Raw genomic sequence first — 18,980 nt, forward strand, 5'->3', positions numbered from 1 at the left:
CCGCGAAGCGACGAAGCAATCCACATCTCGGCAAGCTGAGAGATAGATTGCTTCGCTGAGCCTGTCATCGGGCGCGCGGTCGCGCGACCCGTTGGCTCGCAATGACGGCTGCGGGCTACTTCGTCCCGTCCTTCGCGGCGGGCGCGGCATCCTTCGCCGGCGGCGCGTCGGCTTTCCTCTTCAGGTCCTCGGTCAGCTTGACCTGCGCTGTTTGCAGATCGGTGACGAGCTTCTGCAAGTTCGCGACCGAACTCTGCAAGCTCACGATCTGGCGATTGGCGGCATCCAGCTTCTGCTGATGATCAAGGGCGAGCTTGGCGATCGTCTTCTGCAGGAAATCGACATTGCTCTGCAGGCAGCTGGTGCGCCGCTCCATGGTCTTCTCGACGGTGCAGATCTCGATCCCGGGCACGTCCTGCGCGTGCGCGACTCCGACGACGCCGAGTGCAAGCGGCGCCAGCAGGGCGAGAACAAAACGAGCGGTCATCGGCGTCTCCAGGCAAATGCGTCATTCACAGTTTTGTGCTTGCGACGCTGAAAGCAAGGCAGACATACCACACTGAAACCGCATTCAAGCGGTGTGCTTCACCCATTACGGGACTACTCGTGGGGACGGGGGCCTTCGGAACTTGTTTGGTTCGATCCCTTTTGGCTCGACCTTGGGCAGTGGAGACAGATCGCATGGCAACGCGCGAAAAACGGTTGGCGCAATTCGATGGCAATGGCGAACCTGCGCCGGAACAGCGCGTGGAAGTACTTTGTGAGGATCATAGCGGAACGTATCAGCTGCCGTTCGCCTGCCGCTTCGTCAACGGCCAGTGGCGCAACGACACGACGGGCGGCGCGCTGGAAGCCAATGTCATCGCCTGGCGGATGCCGCGCGAGAAGCAGGCGGGCATGGCCTGAGGCCGGCATCGGCGCGCGCTGTTTCAAAACGCGACGCGCGCGCACCGTGTCTTAAGATTTGGAACGCGGGTGGAACGAACCGCGTCCGAATCACTGATCGATCAGCGTACCGCGTTGTTCACGGCTAGATGTGGTCATCAGCCCGAGGCTGCGCACCACATACAGAAGCATGACGATCGGCCGCAGCCAGCGGCCGATAACAAAGGTTAACTCCTCCGCAGACGACATTGCGATCCCTCCTCTCTGTCCTCCTGGCGATCATTTCCACGGCGTGATCGGCGGCACCGTTTCGGTCGCCGGCGGCACGTCCACGGTCTTGAAATCGGCGGGGCTGACGATCTCAAGGTATTCCATGTCCTTCGAGTAATCGAACAGGTAGTGGGTGATGCCGGGACGCTGATGGATAACGTCGCCGGCCTCGACCAGCGTCTCCTTGTCCTCGTACATGAAGCGCGCCCAGCCCTTGGTCATGATGACGATCTGAAAATCGCACAGATGCTTGTGCCAGCCGGTGCCCTGCTCCGGCGGCATGTCGGGATTGGCCTTGACCAGATGGCAGATTACCTGCCCGCCGGTGGCATCGGCGATGCCGAGATCGCGATACAGGAAGAAGTCGCGCAGACCTCCGCCCTTGAACTCGGTGTCACCGGGTTTGACGTGGGAGAATTTGCTGACGACGGCGTGCTGGTTCATTTCAAGCCTCCACGGTTCTCGTGTTCGCGAGATCGCGGCGCGGCTCGGCGTCCAAATTTTCGGCAGCGTCGCATCGTCGCGGTCACAGCTCGGTCATTGCCATGCGAAATCCTTGCCAGCCGGGTTGGGCCGCGGCGAACCGTCTCGCCATGCGCTGACATCGCCGCGGAAGCATTTGGAGCGAGGCACGAATTTGCGCCTCAGTGGCTGTCGCGCGCGTCCGTCGCGCATGGCCGGTGCCCGACGCCGACGGCACGCCCATTGAGCAAGGTTTGCCTCGTGCTTGAGCCGCCGATGCAGGCAGGCCGGGCCGGGCGTTGCCTAATATTCGACCTCGAGCTCCTCGATCTCGGCTGGCTCCTCCCGCGCCGCAGCGATCCATTCCTGCATCTCCGGCATGGCCATGATGGTGCTGCCATACACCGCAAGCGCGGCTCAAGCTTGACGTCATAGGTCACAAAGCGCGTCACCACCGGGGCGTACATCGCATCCGCCATGGTGCGCTGCGCGCCGAACAGGAAGGGGCCGCCCGATTTCTCCAGGCAGTCGCGCCAGATGAGACGCGGTCGATGTCGGCCTGCGCCCGCGACCAGATCTTGAAGCCGGGAAAGTGTCCCTTCAGGTTGACCGGCAGCGAGGCGCGCAGCGTGGTGAAGCCGGAATGGATTTCGCCTGAGATCGAGCGGCAATGGGCGCGCTGGATGCGGTCGGCCGGCAACAGGCCGGCGTCCGGCATCAGCTCGGCGAGATATTCGGCGATCGCCAGCGTATCCCAGACCGTCGCACCGTCGTGGCGCAGGCAGGGCACCAGGATCGAGGACGACAGCAGCAGCAGCTCGGCGCGGGCCGACGGGTCGTCGGGCGCGGTGACCACCTCCTCGAACTCGAGCCCGGCGAATTTCGCCAGCAGCCAGCCGCGCAGCGACCAGGAGGAGTAATTCTTGCTGCTGATGGTGAGTGTCGCTTTCGCCATATCTGTCCCTCACGCCTGAACGCGTCCTCAGCTCCCGGACTTCGCGCGCCGGTTCAGCCGCCGCGCACCCGGAGCCATCAGCTTTTGCAGCAAGCCACGTGCCAATTTGCCGGGCGGCCGGCCCGCCTCTGGCGTCGATATTGCATGGCAAGCCGGGCCACGGGTGGATGCGTATGATGTCAATGCTGTACCAGGCCTATCAGAACCACATGGACCTCACGGCGCCGTGGCGGACCGGCGCCGCAGCGGCGTTGCGCTATCTCAATCTGGTGCCGCGCGGCGCGTCCGACCGGACGTTCGGCCGGCTCGCGGCCGCGCTCGAACTGATCTCGCGCTCCAGCCTGAGCTATGCCCGCCCCGACTACGGCATCGGCAGCGTGACCGTCGGCAACAGGGAGTTAGACGTGACCGAGGAGATCGCCTACGCGACGCCGTTCGGCTCGCTGCTGCACTTCAAGAAACACGGCGTGGCCGAGCAGCCGCGCATGCTGCTGGTGGCGCCGATGTCCGGCCATTTCGCCACGCTGCTGCGCGGCACCGTGAAGACGCTGCTGCAGGACCACGACGTCTACATCACCGACTGGCACAATCCGCGCGACATCCCGCGCAGCGAGGGCCGCTTCGGGCTCGACGACTACACCGATCATCTCATCGACTTCCTCGGACAGCTCGGGCCGCGCCCGCACATGGTGGCGATCTGCCAGCCGTCCGTCTCGGCGCTCGCGGCCGCCGCGATCATGTGCGAGGACAATCACCCCTCGCGCCCGGCGACGCTGACGCTGATGGCAGGTCCGATCGACACCCGCATCCAGCCGACCAGGGTCAACGAGTTCGCCAAGAGCAAGCCGATCGAGTGGTTCGAGCAGAACCTGATCAACTACGTGCCGGTGCAATGCCGCGGCGCCTTGCGCAAGGTCTATCCGGGCTTCGTGCAGCTCACGGCCTTCGTCTCGATGAATCTCGAGCGTCACATCAAGCAGCATCTCGACCTCGCCAACCACATCGCCAAGGGCGAGAAGGAGAAGGCCGCGACGATCAAGACGTTCTACGACGAATATTTCGCGGTGATGGATCTTCCTGCGGAATTCTACATCGAGACCGTGCGCGACGTGTTCCAGGAGCACCTCCTGCCGCAGGGCAAGCTGATGCATCGCGGCCGCCCGGTGAACACCAAGGCCGTCAGCCGCATGGGCCTGATGACGGTCGAGGGCGAGAAGGACGACATCTGCTCGATCGGCCAGACCCTCGCCGCCCAGGACCTCTGCACCGGCGTGCGCGCCTATCGGCGCGTCCACCACATGCAGGCCGGCGTCGGCCATTACGGCGTGTTCTCCGGCAAGCGCTGGAACAACGAGATCTACCCGCTGCTGCGCGATTTCGTGCACGTCAATTCGTGAGCGATTCCCCTTAGCCTGGATGAAGCGAAGCGCAATCCGGGAGAGTGTTTCCGCGGAGAAGCCGCTCCCGGATTTCGCTCCGCTTCATCCGGGCTACGAAATCTCGCCTCCCGACAATGCTCCATCTGCATCGTTGCACGCCTCGCAAAGACGCTGCGGCTAGCCATGCCTGCCTTCGCGCAGTAGTCTCCCCGGCCACGACGACCCGCTTCCGAAGAATCGTCCAGGGAGAAACTCCATGCGCGCGCCTGCCGCCTTCCGTGCCCTCACGCTTGCCGTGATCGGCGCCCTCGCCTTCACCTCAGCCGTATCCGCCGCCGAAGTCCATGTCATGATCTCGGGCGGGCTGACGGCGGCCTATAAGGCGCTGGTGCCGGAGTTCGAACGCAAGACCGGGCACAAGGTGGTGACCGCCTTCGGGCCGTCGATGGGCACCACGACCAACGCCATTCCGGTGCGGCTGGAGCGCGGCGAGCCGGCCGACGTGCTGATCATGGTCGGCTATGCGCTCGGCGATCTCATCAAGCAGGGCAAAGTGGTGCCCGACAGCCGCGTCGACCTCGTGAAGTCGCCGATCGGCATCGCGGTGAAATCAGGCGCACCGAGGCCGGACATCGGTTCGGCCGACACCGTCAAGCAAGCGCTGCTGGCGGCGAAATCGGTCGCCTATTCCGACAGCGCCAGCGGCGTCTATGTCTCGACCGAGATGTTCGCAAAGCTCGGCATCGCCGATCAGATGAAAGACAAGGCGCGGATGATCCCGGCGACCCCGGTCGGCGAGATCGTTGCCAAGGGCGAGGCCGAGATCGGCCTGCAGCAGATATCCGAGCTGAAGCCGGTTGCCGGCATCGACATCGTCGGACCGCTGCCGGAGCCGTTGCAGAAGATAACGGTGTTTTCCGCCGGGATCGCGACGGTTGCAAAGGAGCGTGAGGCCGGCAAGGCGCTGATCAGCTTCCTCGCCTCGCCGGATGCGCACGACGCGCTGGTGAAGAGCGGCCTCGATCCGATTGCGGCGGGTGGGACGCACTGAAGTCGGCCCTCTAACCCGTCATCCTTGTAAGTCAGGACGCGCTGAGGAGGCCGCAACGCGGCCGTCTCGAAGGATGCACGGCCCCGCCAGTGGCCGATTCATCCTTCGAGGCTCGCCCAGCGGCGCAAGTGCGCCGCAAGGCTCGCGCCTCCAGCGACAAAGGCGAAGCCTTTGCGCGGGGATGACGGGGATAGGCTGGCGGATTTGGCGCCGCTACCGCAAGTGATGCGCGCCGTAGGCGAGCAGCAGCACCACGACCAGCGCCAGCAGCAGCGTGGTCGACTTCCAGAACAGCACCGGGTTGCGCTCGATCAGCGGGGTCGATGACGTCGTCAGATATTTTGCGTTGGGATTGCGCAGGTCGAACAGGAACTCCGAAAAGCTCTCATAGCGCTTGAGCGGGTTGGCATGCACGGCGCGCTCCAGCGCGCCGTCGACCCAGCCCGGGATCTCGCGCCCGCCATGCGCGGCCGAACGATAGACCAGCCGGTTGAAGTCGGATCGTGTCCGGGCCCGCGCGATCTGCGCGCCATAGGGCAAGCGTCCCGTCAGCATCTGGTAGGTGACGACACCGAGCGAGAACAGGTCGGAGCGCGCGGTGCCACCCTCGCCGAGGAAATATTCCGGCGCGGTGTATTGCTGGGTGCCCAGGATGTCCTCGACACCCGCCGGCGCCGCCGCGGCGACGCCAGCGATCCGCGTCGAGCCGAAATCGATGATCTTCACCGTGCCGGTCCTGTCGATCATGATGTTGTCGGGCCTGACGTCCTGGTGCAGCATCTCCTTGCGGTGGAAGGCGCGCAGCCCTTTTGCGATTTGCTCGGTGATACCGCGTACCGTCTCCAGCGCCGGCGCTGGATTGTCCGTGATCCACTGCGTCAGGGTCTGGCCATCGATATATTCCATCGCGACATAAAGGAAATTGCGCTTGCGCTGCGGCAGCCACGGCTTCAGCACATGCGGGCTGTCGATCCGCCGGGCGACCCATTCTTCCATCATGAAACGCTTCAGATAGGCTGGATCGTCGCGCAGGTCGATCGAGGGGATTTTGATCGTGACTGTGGTGGCGCTGTCCTCGTCGACCGCGAGATAGATGTGGCTGCGGTGCGATGCGTGCAACTCGCGCACGATACGATAGCCGTCGAATAGCATTCTTGCATCGAGCAGCGGCGGCAGCGGCAGCTCGGTCGGCTGGCCGAACACCTCGCTGGCATCGCCGTCAGGCAATTCGTCGATCCGGACGATCTGCACGGTGAGATTGTCCGGGCTGCCGTTCTCATAGGCCTGCTCGACGATCGATTTCGCCGCAGCATCGAGAGACGCGGCACCGTCTTTGATCGTCTTCGCGAGCTGCCGCGCCGGGACATGCTCGTAGATTCCGTCGGTCACCAGCAGGAAGATATCACCGCGCTCCAGCGGGAGCGCCTGATAGTCGATCTCGAGCTGCGGGTTGATGCCGAGCGCGCGGCCGAGATAGGTCTGCTCCGAGGAGATCACGACGCGGTGGTCGTTGGTCAGTTGTTCGAGGCTGTTGCCGGCGACGCGATAGATCCTGGAGTCGCCGACGTGGAACAGATGCGCCGTGGTCGACCGGACGACCAGGGCGCTCAGCGTGCAGACGTAACCCTTGTCCTTGTCGTAGGGATTCTGGCTGCGCCTTGTCTGCGCGTGCAGCCACGAATTGGTCGCCTCCAGCACCCGCTGCGCCGAGGTCTTCACCGACCAGGATTCCGAGGTGCAGTAGTAGTCGGTCAGGAAGCTCTTGACCGCGGATTCGGCGGCGATGCGGCCGACGCTGCTCGAGGAGATGCCGTCGGCAAGCACCACCGCGATGCCCTTCAGGCCGAGCAGCGGCTCGTCGGGGATCAAGGCGCCGTGGAAGTCCTGATTGGTGTCCTTGCGGCCCTGATCAGAGAATTGCCCGACCGATATTTTCAGCGCGCGCGGCATCGACCGTCCCAAAGCGAATGGGCCCCTCCGGGACAGGAGAGCCCAACCAAAGCGCGACGAGATTATGTTGAATCGTCATCGCGCTTTGGCTTCTTGTCTGAGCATGATCTTCTCGGAAAGCCGCTTCACACTTTTCCGGATCATGCTCCAGCCGGCCACGATCAAGCCGCGAGGCGCTGGCGCTTCGGCGCCGTCTTCACATGCGTGGTGTAGAGCGTCATGCCGGTGAAGGCGAGGCCGCCGACGAGGTTGCCGAGCACGGTCGGGATCTCGTTCCAGATCAGATAATCCATGATCGAGAACTTCGCGCCGAGCAGCAGCCCGGACGGGAACAGGAACATGTTCACGACGGAATGCTCGAACACCATGTAGAAGAACACCAGGATCGGCATCCACATCGCGATGACCTTGCCCGGGACCGAGGTCGAGATCATGGCGCCGACGACGCCGGTCGAGACCATCCAGTTGCAGAGCATGCCGCGCAAGAACAGCGTCGCCATGCCTGCTGCGCCGTGCGCGGCATAGCCCAGCGTGCGCCCTTCGCCGATATTGCCGATGGTCATGCCGACTTTGTCGGGCTCCTGGGTGAAGCCGAAGGTCGTGACGAAAGCCATCATGAAGGCAACCGTGAAGGCACCGGCGAAGTTGCCGACGAACACGAGGCCCCAATTGCGCAGCACGCCGCCGAGAGTGACGCCCGGGCGCTTGTCGATCAGGGCCAGCGGCGCGAGCACGAAGACGCCGGTCAGAAGGTCAAAGCCCAAAAGATAGAGCATGGAAAAACCGACCGGAAAGAGCAGCGCGCCGATCAGCGGCTGGCCGGTGTTGACGTTGATGGTGACGGCGAACCAGGCCGCCAGTGCCAGGATCGCGCCGGCCATGTAGGCGCGGATGATGGTATCCCGGGTGGACATGAAGATCTTGGACTCGCCCGCATCCACCATCTTGGTGACGAATTCTGAAGGCGCGAGATACGCCATTCGTAAAATCCCCTTGCGCAATTCGGCCGCGCCGGTTGCCTGCCGGAAGCGACGCGGGTTGGTTGAAATGCTCGTTCGTCCGGGAGATGGGGGGTTCAACGATTGCTCGAGACGCCCGGGCCGGGCGCCTTGATCCCCTCGCCGCGGCCAGCATTGGCCTCGGCAATCCGGAGGACGGCAGTCGTCATTGACTGATCCAACCAAAAGCAATGCATATGCCAACCGGAGCCGCCGGCGCCGGGCCCGAAATTGCCGTTAATGCAATGACTTAGCTGATCTACAGAGGAACCGGCCGGCGCGATGGCGCGGATTTATGCAGCCTGCACAGATGTCGCCCACGAAAAATGCGGAGCCCGGCCGCGGGCCCGGCGCGACCGCGTGTCAGCCTGCCGATGCGCCGCTACTTCACCTCGGTGCGGACTGGCGTGTCCTTCAGGCCGTTAGCGTCATAGGCCTTGCGCAGCGTACCGTTGGCGATCGCCTCCGTCATGAACCTGGTGGCGAAGGCCGCGGCGAGCGGATGGTTGAGCGGCACCGCGACCGCGGTGACGGTCTGCTTGAAGGTCTCGTCCAGCACGCGCGTGCCCGGGATCTTCTTCGCCATCGCGTTGAGCTGATCGCGCGACAATGCGAACGCGTCGATCTCGCCGCTCTTCAGCAGATTGAAGATCTCGTCATAGGTCTGATAGCCCGTGACCTTGGCGTGCTTGAGATGGGCGATCGCGCCGCGCATCGTCGTGGTGGCATTGACGGCAGCCACCTTGACGCCGTCCTGGTCGAGCGTGGCGAAATTCGTGATCGTCGAGCCGGGTTTGACGATATAGGTGGCGTCGGCAACCTCGTAGATCGGCCCGAACGTCATCCTGGTCTCGCGCTCGGGATCCTTGGGCAGGAAGGTGATGTCCCAGGTGTTCCTGGCCGCCGCGTCGGTGATCTGGCCGGAATTCTGATGCACGACATATTCGACCGGGATGCCGAGTTGCGCCGCCATCTCGCGGCCGAGATCGACGGGAACGCCCGCATAGCCGTTCTCGGTCTTGGTCGACCAGAACGCGCCGCCGGCCGGGCTGATGGCGATCGCGACCCGGAGCTTTCCGGTCGGCGCGATCTGATCCTTCAAGGCGTCGGCATCCGCTGATGTGGCCATGACAATCACTCCCAGGACGAGGCCGGCCAGACGCAGCAGTCGAGACGACATCAGACTTCCTCCATGCCGAATCTTGCTGTCCGGCAGGCGCGCAACAAACCGCACGACGCAGCCTTGCGCAAGCGCCGGTTCTCGCAAGGGAGCCATCCGTATCGGCCTATCTGACCCGGATGGTGATTTTTTCGGAGACGACCGGCGGGCTGAATGGATAGTGCTTGGCGTCGCCAAGCACCAACTGCAAGGTATGCTTGCCGGGCGCCAGATCGAGCTGCGTCTCGGTCTGGCCCGCACCGAAGTGCAGATGAGACTTGTCCGACGGAATCGGCTCATTCGGGTTCAACGGCTCATTCACGTCGATCAGAAGATGGTGATGGCCGCTGTTCTGGTAGTCGTCGCCGGCATGCGTCACGCCCATGTTGCGCAGGCCAAAGCGGCACCAGAACGGGCTTTTTAGCTTAGCGCCGTCGCGTGGCCAGATGAAATACAGCTTGGTGTCCTTGCCGGCCGGCTTGTTCTGCGCGTCGGCCGGAGCCACGAACAGCGTCAGCGCCGCGGCGAGCATGATCAAGCCTGCACTTTTCATAGCCCCTCCATGAAGCCTGGCGATCAGGGATGACCGCTCAGGGAGACAGTGCGACCCGGAAACCGTGGGTCGGATAACGGACATTGGTGTCGTAATTATCGCGATTGGCCGGACGCACATAGCGTGCGTCATTCTTCCACGAGCCGGAGCGGATGACATGGGAGGCGCAGTCGCCGCCGGACCAGACCGCACCGTCGGTCGGCGCGCCCTGGTAATTCCTGTGCCAGCAATCCTCGACCCATTGATCGACCCCGCCGCCCATGTCGTAGAGGCCGAACGGATTCGGCTTGTAGCTGCCGACCTTGACCGGCTGCTCGGCCGAACTGCCGCCGCCGCAATCCTTGCATCCGGCGTGGCCCGATTGCATCTGGTCGCCCCACCAGTACTTCGATTGCGTTCCGCCGCGCGCCGCATATTCCCACTCGGCTTCGCTCGGCAGCCGGTAGGGCTTCTTGGTGCGCTCGGCGAGCCAAGTCACATATTGCTTCGCATCGCTCCAGCTCACATTGGTGACCGGAACGTCGTCCTTGCCGCTGGCCGTGAAGCCACAGGCCTTGGCCGCCGCGCAGGCGTTCCATTCGCGGACCGTGACCGGATATTTGCCCATGGCAAAGGGCCTGACCGTCACCCGGCGGATCGGCCGCTCCGAAGGATCGTCATTGCTTCCCATCGAGAAGCTGCCAGCTTGAAGCGAGACCAGTTCGGGCTCCGGCAGATCCGGGGTGGGGCTCGCCGAGGGCGCGGGTTGAGGCGACGCTTGCTGCGTCGGTGCCGCCGGGGTTGGACTTGCGGTTTGGGTCGGAGCCGGGCTTGGTGCCGGCGGCTGGACGGCAGGCGATGCCGTCGGTGACGGAGGCGCCTGTGCCACGTCGGCCGGCTTGCCGCGCGGTTGCGCGAGCAGATACCACAGCACGCCCCCCGCGATGATCGCGATCGCCAGTCCGAGCAGCGTGAGCAGGATGGACTCACGGCGCCTGCGCGTCCGTTGGTACGCGGCTGCATCCGGCAGCACCCGATAGACGCGCACGGGATCGGTGATGTTCTTGACCTTGCGGTCGCCGAGCGACTCATAGCCGCACACGACCTTGTGCTTGATCTGTTCGTAGATCGCGCCGGAGATAAAGACGTCACCCGGCGCCGCGATTCCTTCCAGGCGCGAGGCCACGTTGACGCCGTCGCCATAGATATCGTCGGGCTCGATGATGACGTCGCCGAGGTTGACCCCGATCCGGTACTCGATCCACTGATCTCTCGCGATCGCCGCGTTGCGGCCGATCATGTTCTGCTGGATCACGATGCTGCAACGGACGGCCTCGACCGGACTGTCGAACATCGCGATAAAGCCGTCGCCGGTGGTCTTGACCAGCTTGCCGTGGTGCTCGGCAATCGTGGGCTCGATCAGATCGCGCAGGGTCCGCTTGACGCGCGTATGCGTGCCTTCCTCATCGAGCTGCATCAACCGGCTGTAGCCGGCGATATCGCCCGCTACGATCGCCGCGAGGCGCCGCGGCATTGAATCGCCGGGAGGCTGTGTATTGTCGGGCTGTGACCGGCCTGACTTGAAGTCGCGAATTTCTCCCATGGCGCTCCGGCTGCTCCAAAGAAAATTGCGTGCTCGAGGCGCAACCGGCGCCGTCGTCCCCGAGGCCCACTTGGACCTTACCACACCTTCGAGTTGGAACAAAGTTGACGAACCGTGACCAGGTCACGGTTTGCCGGCGGTGCCCGAGCGGCGCACCGCGGGTCGGCGCGCGCATCGCCTCGACGGCAGACGGCGCAAACGTCCCGTATCAGCCCGCCTGCGTGGCCGGGGTGCGGATCTCGCGCGGCAGGATGATCGCGGCCGCGATCGCGAGCAGGCAGAGCGCGGCGAAGGCGTGCAGCATGGTGACGAAGCCGCCCTGCTCGTAGAGCCAGGCGACCAGGCCGACGGAGGCGCCGGCCGCGGTGAAGCCGACGAAATAGCGCACCGCGTAGGCGCGCGAGCGCCACTCCTCGGTGGTGTACTTGCCGACCATGGCGTCGTTGACCGTGACCTGTCCGAACGCGCCCATGACGATGCCGATCGACACCAGGATGAGCGGCAGGTTGTTCAGGCTGGCGGCCAGATACAGGAACGGCGCCAGCATGAAGGACAGCGGCAGCGCCACGGTCTTCAGCGAATAGCGGTCGAGCAGCCGGCCGATCGTGTACTGCGTCATCGCGCCGAACACGTAGACGCAGGCGGCGATGACGCCGAGCAGCGCCGGGCTCCTGGTCAGGTCCGCGAGCCGCTCGGCGAACAGCTTCGGCAGCGCGACGGTGACGGCGTTGAAGGTCGTGGAGATCGCGATCACGACGATCAGCAGCGCCAGGATCACGCGCCACATGTCCTGCCTGGCGACTCGCGCCTGGGCCGCCGCCTGCCTGGAACCCTTGCGATCCTCGTGCACGACGCTCATCGCGAAGCCGATGCCGATCAGGACCGTGACCACGCCGGGAACGATGAACGCAAAGCGCCAGCCGAGATATTGGCCGATCACGCCGGTGACCAGGGCCGAGGAGGCAACGCCGAGATTGCCCCAGACACCGTTGATGCCCATCTCGCGGCCGAGCCGGTCGGCATAGGACACGATCATGGCGGTGCCGACGGGGTGATAGATCGAGGCGAAGATGCCGATCGCGAGCAGCGCCGCGCCGAGCTCGACCTGCGTCTGCACGAAGCCGACCGCGATCATGGAGGCGCCGATGCCGACGAAGAAGATCAGCATCATGTGGCGGCGGCTCCAGCGGTCCCCGAGCCAGCCGGTCAGCAGCGAGCCCGCTCCGAAGGCGACGAAGCCCGGCGTCGCGTAAGGCAGGAGCTCCGAATAGGTCATGCCGAGCGCCGGGCCCATGATGATGACAGCGGCGGCGAAGATCAGCATCGAATAATGGTCGATGAAATGGCCTGCGTTGACGAAACTGATGACCCGGCTTGGGCTGTTGCTAGGACTGTTCATCGGCACGTCTCTCACGCGATTCTTCAATTGCTCGAAAATAGGTTATAGGTGCTTGTCCTGACGGGATGTCGCCAATGACTATCGCTGAGCCGCCAATAAGAGCCCTCCACCAGGACCGGCGCGTCACCGGGGACGGCGTGCATCTGGTGGCGCGCAGCTATCGCAAGGGCGTCCGGATCGAACCGCACCTGCACCGCGAGGCGCAGCTGATCTATGCGGCCAAGGGCACGATGCAGGTGACGACGCCGGGGGGACGCTGGCTGGTGCCGCCGGACCGCGCGGTCTGGGTGCCGGCCGGGCTTCAACATGCCATCGACCTGCTCGCCGACATCGAGATGCGCACGCTGTATTTCGACCTGCCCTGGCTCAAGCGCGAGAAGCGCTATGAGGGATTAACCAGGGAATTCGTGGTGAGGGTGTCGCCGCTGCTGAACCAGGCGATCCTCGCGCTGTTCGACGCCTCATGCGGACGCGAGCGCACCGATCTGTTGATCCGCCTCGTGATGCTTGAGCTGCACCAGGCCGAGGACTCCGCGACCTTCATCCCGCTGCCGCAGGAGCCGCGCTGCCGGCGCGCCGCCGACATCGTGCTGGCCGATCCGACCAAGGACCATGATATCGACACGCTGGCGCGCGAGGTCGGAACCTCCGCCCGCACGCTGTCGCGGCTGTTCTCGAGCGAGACGCAGCTGAGCTTCAAGAGCTGGTGCCAGCGCGCCCGCATCGCCTCCGCGATCCAGCGCCTGTCGAGCAGCGCGACCGTGTCGGTGAAGCAGCTCGCCACCCAGCTCGGCTATGCCAGCGTGCCGGCATTCTCCCACGCGTTCCGCCAGGTTACCGGCAAGACACCGACCGCGTTCGCGGAGAAAACGTGAACGGGGTTTGTCACCGGGCGCAGCGATGACGAATTATACCGCTGTCGCGCTGCGACATATTTCCGTACGATCCCTGCGCTTGATTGCAGTGCTCCGGACCTTAAATCCCGTGTAAGGTCCGGCTTCACTTGATACGACCTGCTGGATACGACCTGCTCATGGCCAATGCCTTCTTCTCAGACCTGCTCTCGACGATTTCCGAACGCGGCCGCGTCCTGCTCGGCCGCGCCAGCCCGGCCGACGACAAGCAGGATGCGTCCGAACTGCTGGAATTGTGCGATGCGCTGCTGTCGGGCCGGGGCGAAGCCTCCGGCACCGCGATGGCGCGTGAGGTGCTCGACAGCTACCACCATCTCGATGCCGCCGGGCGGCTGTCGTTCTTCCAGACGCTGGCCCGCGATTTCGGCCCCGATCACGCCAAGCTTGCGCAGGCGATCGAAAGCTGGCGCGCCAAAGCCAATGGCGACGACGCCAGCGACCTGCATTTCGCCTCCGAGCCGCGCCGCCAGGAATTGATCCGCCGGCTCAATCGCGCGCCGGGCGGCACCGGCGAGCTGGTGTCGATCCGGTCGGATCTGCTTTCATTGATGAAGGGCAACAAGGACCTCGCCGCGCTCGATCGCGACGTGGTGCATCTGCTCTCGTCCTGGTTCAACAGGGGGTTTCTCGTGCTGCGCAGGATCGACTGGTCGACCCCGGCCAACATCCTCGAAAAGATCATCCGCTACGAAGCCGTGCATGAGATCAGCGACTGGGACGATCTGCGCCGCCGCATCGATCCGGTCGATCGCCGCTGCTACGCGTTCTTCCATCCGGCGATGGTCGACGAGCCCCTGATCTTCGTCGAGGTGGCGCTGACCGAGACCATCCCGGGCGCCATCGCGCCGCTGCTCGCGGTCGACCGCCAGTACCTGCCGATCGAGCGCGCGCGCACCGCCGTGTTCTATTCGATCTCCAATACCCAGCGCGGCCTCGGCGGCATCTCCTTCGGCAGCTTCCTGATCAAGCAGGTGGTGGAAGAGCTGCGCCGCGAATTGCCGAAGCTCGACACCTTCGTGACACTGTCGCCGGTGCCGGGCTTCATGCAGTGGGTCAAGCAGGCCGACGACGTGCAGCTCACCGAGGAGGACCGCCAGCTGCTGGAAAGCCTCGGCAAGCCCGACTGGTTCGAGAACGCCGAGCTCGCGACCCAGCTGCGCAGCGTGCTGGAGCCGCTCGCGGCGCATTATTTCCTCAAGGCACGCACGCCGAAGGGCCGGCTGATCGATTCCGTCGCGCGCTTCCATCTCGGCAACGGCGCAAGGCTCGAGCGCATCAACTGGCTCGGAGACCTCTCGCCGAAGGGCATCCGCGAATCGGCGGGCATCATGGTCAACTACCTCTACCGCCTCGACGACATCGAGAAGAACCACGAGGCCTACGCCAACGACGGCGAGGTGGTTGCGTCGAGCGCCGTGAAGAAGCTGCTGAAGAGCGAGGGCCGGCGGCTGCTGGATATGCGGCTGGGCTAGGCAAGCCGAACTCCATCCCGGTCATTGCGAGCCACCCGGCCGGCGCAAAGCGCCGCCGGATGACGGCTCCGCGAAGCAATCCATCTCTCCACACATGCGGAGAAATGGATTGCTTCGTCGCTTCGCTCCTCGCAATGACCGCACGTCGTCGACGCTCTCGCCGCCTAGAACCTCGCCCGCGCCATCAGCCTTACCGTCCGGCCCTGTCCCGGCGAGATATTGTTGTTGCCGTCAGCCGACGCCCAATAGCCCTTGTCGAAAATGTTCTCGACGTTGAGCTGGGCGCTCCAGGTCTCGTCGATCTTGGCATAGATCGCCGCATCGAAGCGCACGAAGCTCGGCAGCCGCACCGTGTCGTCGGACGAGGCGAAGGAATCGCCGAAATAGATCACGCCGAGCGCGGCGGCCCACATCGGCGTGAACTGATACTTGTTCCACCAGGCAAACTGATTGTACGGCACCAGCTGGACGCGGTTGCCGGGCACGACGGTCGCCGAGGTCGCGCCGGTGATCTTCGCGTCGGTGTAGGCATAGGCCAGCGACGATTGCCATTGCGCGGTGACATAGCCGGTCAGGCTCGCCTCGACGCCTCGCGTGAGCGTGCTGCCGGAGGGGAAGAAGAAGCCGGGATTGTTGCCGTCGGCGATCGGCTGGTTGGTGCGGTTCAGATTGTACACCGCGGTCGAGAACAACAGCTTCGGGTTGATGTTCCACTTCATGCCGAGCTCGACATTCTCGAAGCGCTGCGGCTGCAGGATCAGCGTGCCGTCGTTCAGCGCGCTGAACTGGTCGCCCGAGGCCGGCAGGAAGGAGACGCTGTAGGCGGTATAGACCGACATCGAATCGATCGGCTTGATGATCAGGGCGCCCTGCGGCGAGACCAGATTGTCGACGCGATTGCGATTGATGCTGGTGTTCATGTCGGTGGCCGACATGTCGTAGCGATCGAACCGCGCGCCGGCGATGATCTGCACGGCGCGCGAAATCTCGATGGTGTCCCTGAGATAGCCGGACTGGATGTTCAGCGCGTAGCGGCTGTTCGAATCGGGCGTGGTGACGCCGTCGGTATTGGTGCCGGTGAAGTGGTGAAGGAACGTCACCGGACCGAAATAGGTCGGCGCGAACGGGTTCTGCACGATGGTGTTGGTGCCGTTCGGGAACACGCCGGTGTTGCGGATGTCGACGCCGGTCTGCCGGCCGAACTCGGCGCCGAAGCCGACCGTGTGGAACAGCGGCCCGGTCCAGGTCTTGTAGGTGAAATCGGTCTGGTTGAAGACGTTGTCGCGGTTCGTCGTGTGCTGGTAGGCGCCGAGATTGACCGCCGTGTCAGCAGGATTGACCGCGCCCGCGAGCGGGCCGCCGGTCGGATAGACGTTCTGATAGAATTTCTGGTAGTCGGCGGCGAAGGTGCCGTTGCGCACCGTCAGCCCGTTCTCGAAATCGTGCTCGATGATCGCCATGCCGGTCTGCACCGTCGCCTGCGCGGTGTTCAGGCTTGGGCTGCCGAAGAAGGTCGAGAAGTCGCCGTTCGGCGCGAACGGCGTGGTCGGGTTGAAGCGGGTCGCGCCACCCGGCAGACCCTGCGAGGGATTGCCGCGGTCGGCGGTACGCTCGTCGTGAAAGTACTCGTAGCTCAGTTTGATTTTGGTGTTGTCGTCGGGCTTCAGCGTTACCGTCGGATTGATGCCGTAGCGCTCGAGATGGTTGAAATCGCGGAAGGCGTCGGCTCCCTCGTAGAACACGTTGAGCCGCGCTGCGACGTTGTCGTTGATCGCCTGCCCGGCGTCGAGGCTGACGCGGCGATCGCCCCATGAGCCGGTTTGCGCCGTCGCCTCGTAGACGCGGTTGCCGTCGGCTTCCTTCAGCGTGCGGTTGAGCAGGCCGCCGCCGGCGCCGCGGCCGAAGGTCAGCGCGCTCGGCCCCTTCAGCACCTCGATGCTCTGGGCGTTGTACATGTCGCGGAAATACTGCACGTCGTCGCGAAAGCCGTTGACGAAGAAGTTGGCGCTGGAATCGACGCCGCGGATCACGAGCTCGTCGCGATTGCCCTCGCCCTGATGCACGGCAACGCCGGGGACATAGCGGGTGACGTCGGTGAGGCCCTGATAGTTCTGGTCGCGGATCAGCTCCCGCGTGATCACGTTGAGCGATTGCGGGATGTTGACGATTGCGGTGTTGGTCCTGGTCGCCACCGACGTGCTGTTGGCGAAATAGCCTGACGTGCCGGTGCGGGCGTCCTGCGATTCCGCGAAGGGTTTTGCCACCGGCGCGATCCGCCGTGCCGTCTGGGTGCGGCGGCCTCGTGCTGCGGCGGTGTTACGCGATGTCGACGGCGCGCTGCGGCGGCGTTGCGTGGCCGGCGGGGTGACTGTCACCGGCGGCAGCGACGAGGCGCCGGCCTGCGGCGGCGCCGATTGCGCCTGTGCGGCAGATGTTGCGAGCGGAACGCTCAGCGCGAGATAGCTCGCCGTGAGCAGCGCAAGCTTCGCGCGCGAGACAGTGCGACGATTGGCTTTTGATCTTGATGTCATGACGTCGTCCCCAAGCAACTCTCGCCTTCGCTGAAGGCGATGCGCCGTCCTCTAGTGAGGTGAGGCGCTGTGCGTCCAGACGTCGGAGCTGAGAAAATTTTTGCGTGACGACGGAATAAAATCGCGACGAATGGACGCGGATACACCTCGCGGCGAGCGCAGGGTTGGAAAAGTCAAGGATGCGAATGGTTTCTGTTGGCTTCCGGATTTGCGCCTGGAAAAGAAGAGCGGCGCTTGCGCGCCGCACTTCTTGTAGCGATTCCAGATTGTAGCGGTTCTAAAACGATCAGGACGTCGCGGTCATGCGGTTGCAGACCGCGGCCGCAACCCCGCCGGCAGATGCGCGTCGATCCAGCCGGTGATCGCACGCTGGTTGCGATGGTAGAGCAGGCCTGCGGCGATCACGGCAATCCCGATCAGCGACAGCGAGAACGGAAACCACAGCGAGTCCTTGAAGACGACGTCGGCGAGATGGCCGAGATAGAGGCAGATGCCGAACGCGCCGAACACCGCATAGGCGCGCCGCATCAAGATCACGGCGATCACGATCAGGCCGACATTGAGCAGGCAGTACACTGCCTTGCTCAATTCGGTTGAACCTTCGGACGCGCTAATTCCGCCCCAGAACGCCATCAGGCCGAACAAATGCAGCCAGAACGCAAAGTCGCCGTTGCGGCTGCGATAGTCCACGATCCAGGCCACCGCGAGCACGGCGAGTCCGAACCAGATCGACACCCTGCGGCGCATCTCGAAATCTGCGTGAGCCATGCCGCTGAACCACGGCGCCAGGTCCATCGACATGAACCACAGCGCGACCGAGATGATCGCGACGATGAAAGCGAAGCGGTAGTAGCGCAACGCCACGACGCCGGCGGCGACGGTCGCGATCTCCATGAAGATCCAGCTGCCCTTCACCCAGACGTAGAAGTCCTGCACGGTTCCCGGCTTGCCGAACTTGCCCCACCAGCCAAGCTCGTCCTGGATTCCGTAGACCGCGAGCGGCGCCATCGAGACCGCGATCGCGATCAGCAGGCCGCCGGGAACCCGCAGATTCTTGTCGTGCCAGAGGTGGTGACCCGCCACGCTGAACCCGACCGCATAGGCGATCGCGCAGGCCGTCAGCGCGCGACCGCCCATCTGGGTGAAGGCCAGGGTCGAGAACAAGCCCATGGCACCGATCACGATGAGCGCGCCAGCGTACCAGAGCACATGCGCGGCATCGAATTTGGCGGCGGGACTTGCATCGCCCGCCGGACCCTGCCCGGCGCTGCTCGCCAGGAAAGCGAGCAACCGTTCCAGATCGGCCGGGCTGATCACCCCGGCATTTGCGGCGTCCCGGAGATCCTTGGCTGAATATGGCATGCAGCTATCCTCACGGCCGGTTTTCGCGCCTACCCCCTGATCATCCGGGAGAAAGACG

General features: G+C 64.3%; 16 protein-coding genes and 1 pseudogene. 5 read left to right on the plus strand and 12 right to left on the minus strand.

Features of this window, described 5'->3' with window-relative positions; translation table 11 throughout:
* Positions 1-115: 115 nt before the first annotated feature.
* Complete coding sequence (locus RX327_RS29210; RefSeq protein ID WP_317247876.1) at positions 116-487, minus strand: hypothetical protein; 372 nt, start codon at positions 485-487, stop codon at positions 116-118.
* A 194-nt stretch (positions 488-681) separates the two neighbouring features.
* Between RX327_RS29210 and RX327_RS29215 the strand changes: the two genes are divergently transcribed.
* On the plus strand, positions 682-906 hold the full coding sequence (locus RX327_RS29215; RefSeq protein WP_028332642.1) for a hypothetical protein: 225 nt from the start codon (positions 682-684) through the stop codon (positions 904-906).
* Positions 907-996: 90 nt separating this feature from the next.
* Here the strand turns inward: RX327_RS29215 and RX327_RS29220 are convergent, their stop codons facing one another.
* The 3 genes and pseudogenes from RX327_RS29220 to RX327_RS29230 form a co-directional block, all read right to left on the minus strand.
* Positions 997-1,134, minus strand: a complete 138-nt coding sequence (locus tag RX327_RS29220; protein ID WP_167350381.1) for a hypothetical protein — start codon at positions 1,132-1,134, stop codon at positions 997-999.
* A gap of 30 nt (positions 1,135-1,164) precedes the next feature.
* Positions 1,165-1,599, minus strand: coding sequence for a cupin domain-containing protein (locus RX327_RS29225; protein WP_021080031.1), 435 nt, complete (start codon positions 1,597-1,599; stop codon positions 1,165-1,167).
* A gap of 321 nt (positions 1,600-1,920) precedes the next feature.
* Positions 1,921-2,572, minus strand: a pseudogene (locus RX327_RS29230) (glutathione S-transferase family protein).
* Positions 2,573-2,745: 173 nt separating this feature from the next.
* Between RX327_RS29230 and RX327_RS29235 the strand changes: the two are divergent.
* Together RX327_RS29235 and RX327_RS29240 are read left to right on the plus strand one after the other, a co-directional pair.
* Complete coding sequence (locus RX327_RS29235) at positions 2,746-3,969, plus strand: polyhydroxyalkanoate depolymerase (RefSeq protein WP_317247877.1); 1,224 nt, start codon at positions 2,746-2,748, stop codon at positions 3,967-3,969.
* Between the two features lie 238 nt (positions 3,970-4,207).
* Entirely contained in the window at positions 4,208-5,002 is a 795-nt protein-coding gene (locus RX327_RS29240) for an extracellular solute-binding protein (protein WP_050383225.1), read from the plus strand.
* Positions 5,003-5,215: 213 nt separating this feature from the next.
* Here RX327_RS29240 and RX327_RS29245 read toward each other — a convergent pair whose 3' ends face one another.
* The 6 genes from RX327_RS29245 to RX327_RS29270 all read right to left on the minus strand — a co-directional run bounded on the left by RX327_RS29245 (position 5,216) and on the right by RX327_RS29270 (position 12,643).
* A complete protein-coding gene (locus tag RX327_RS29245) occupies positions 5,216-6,952 on the minus strand; it encodes a bifunctional protein-serine/threonine kinase/phosphatase (protein WP_317247878.1) in 1,737 nt (578 codons plus the stop codon).
* A 161-nt stretch (positions 6,953-7,113) separates the two neighbouring features.
* Entirely contained in the window at positions 7,114-7,932 is an 819-nt protein-coding gene (locus RX327_RS29250; RefSeq protein WP_317247879.1) for a formate/nitrite transporter family protein, read from the minus strand.
* 400 nt (positions 7,933-8,332) lie between these two features.
* Complete coding sequence (locus tag RX327_RS29255) at positions 8,333-9,079, minus strand: transporter substrate-binding domain-containing protein (protein ID WP_082190471.1); 747 nt, start codon at positions 9,077-9,079, stop codon at positions 8,333-8,335.
* A gap of 157 nt (positions 9,080-9,236) precedes the next feature.
* On the minus strand, positions 9,237-9,641 hold the full coding sequence (locus RX327_RS29260; RefSeq protein ID WP_410712201.1) for a DUF4399 domain-containing protein: 405 nt from the start codon (positions 9,639-9,641) through the stop codon (positions 9,237-9,239).
* A gap of 58 nt (positions 9,642-9,699) precedes the next feature.
* Entirely contained in the window at positions 9,700-11,244 is a 1,545-nt protein-coding gene (locus RX327_RS29265; RefSeq protein ID WP_317247881.1) for an SUMF1/EgtB/PvdO family nonheme iron enzyme, read from the minus strand.
* Positions 11,245-11,452: 208 nt separating this feature from the next.
* Positions 11,453-12,643, minus strand: a complete 1,191-nt coding sequence (locus tag RX327_RS29270; protein WP_317247882.1) for an MFS transporter — start codon at positions 12,641-12,643, stop codon at positions 11,453-11,455.
* A 74-nt stretch (positions 12,644-12,717) separates the two neighbouring features.
* On the opposite strand from RX327_RS29270, the gene RX327_RS29275 reads away from it, so the two are divergent.
* The gene (locus tag RX327_RS29275) at positions 12,718-13,518 is read left to right on the plus strand and encodes a helix-turn-helix transcriptional regulator (protein ID WP_317247883.1); all 801 of its coding nucleotides are present in this window, start codon (positions 12,718-12,720) and stop codon (positions 13,516-13,518) included.
* 158 nt (positions 13,519-13,676) lie between these two features.
* Positions 13,677-15,029, plus strand: coding sequence for a malonyl-CoA decarboxylase (locus tag RX327_RS29280; RefSeq protein WP_317247884.1), 1,353 nt, complete (start codon positions 13,677-13,679; stop codon positions 15,027-15,029).
* 164 nt (positions 15,030-15,193) lie between these two features.
* Here RX327_RS29280 and RX327_RS29285 read toward each other — a convergent pair whose 3' ends face one another.
* The gene (locus RX327_RS29285) at positions 15,194-17,560 is read right to left on the minus strand and encodes a TonB-dependent receptor (RefSeq protein ID WP_050383275.1); all 2,367 of its coding nucleotides are present in this window, start codon (positions 17,558-17,560) and stop codon (positions 15,194-15,196) included.
* 300 nt (positions 17,561-17,860) lie between these two features.
* Positions 17,861-18,922, minus strand: a complete 1,062-nt coding sequence (locus RX327_RS29290) for a hypothetical protein (RefSeq protein ID WP_028332655.1) — start codon at positions 18,920-18,922, stop codon at positions 17,861-17,863.
* Positions 18,923-18,980 lie beyond the last annotated feature (58 nt).

Source organism: Bradyrhizobium sp. BEA-2-5, from assembly GCF_032918025.1.
Classification (GTDB): Bacteria; Pseudomonadota; Alphaproteobacteria; order Rhizobiales; family Xanthobacteraceae; genus Bradyrhizobium; species Bradyrhizobium pachyrhizi.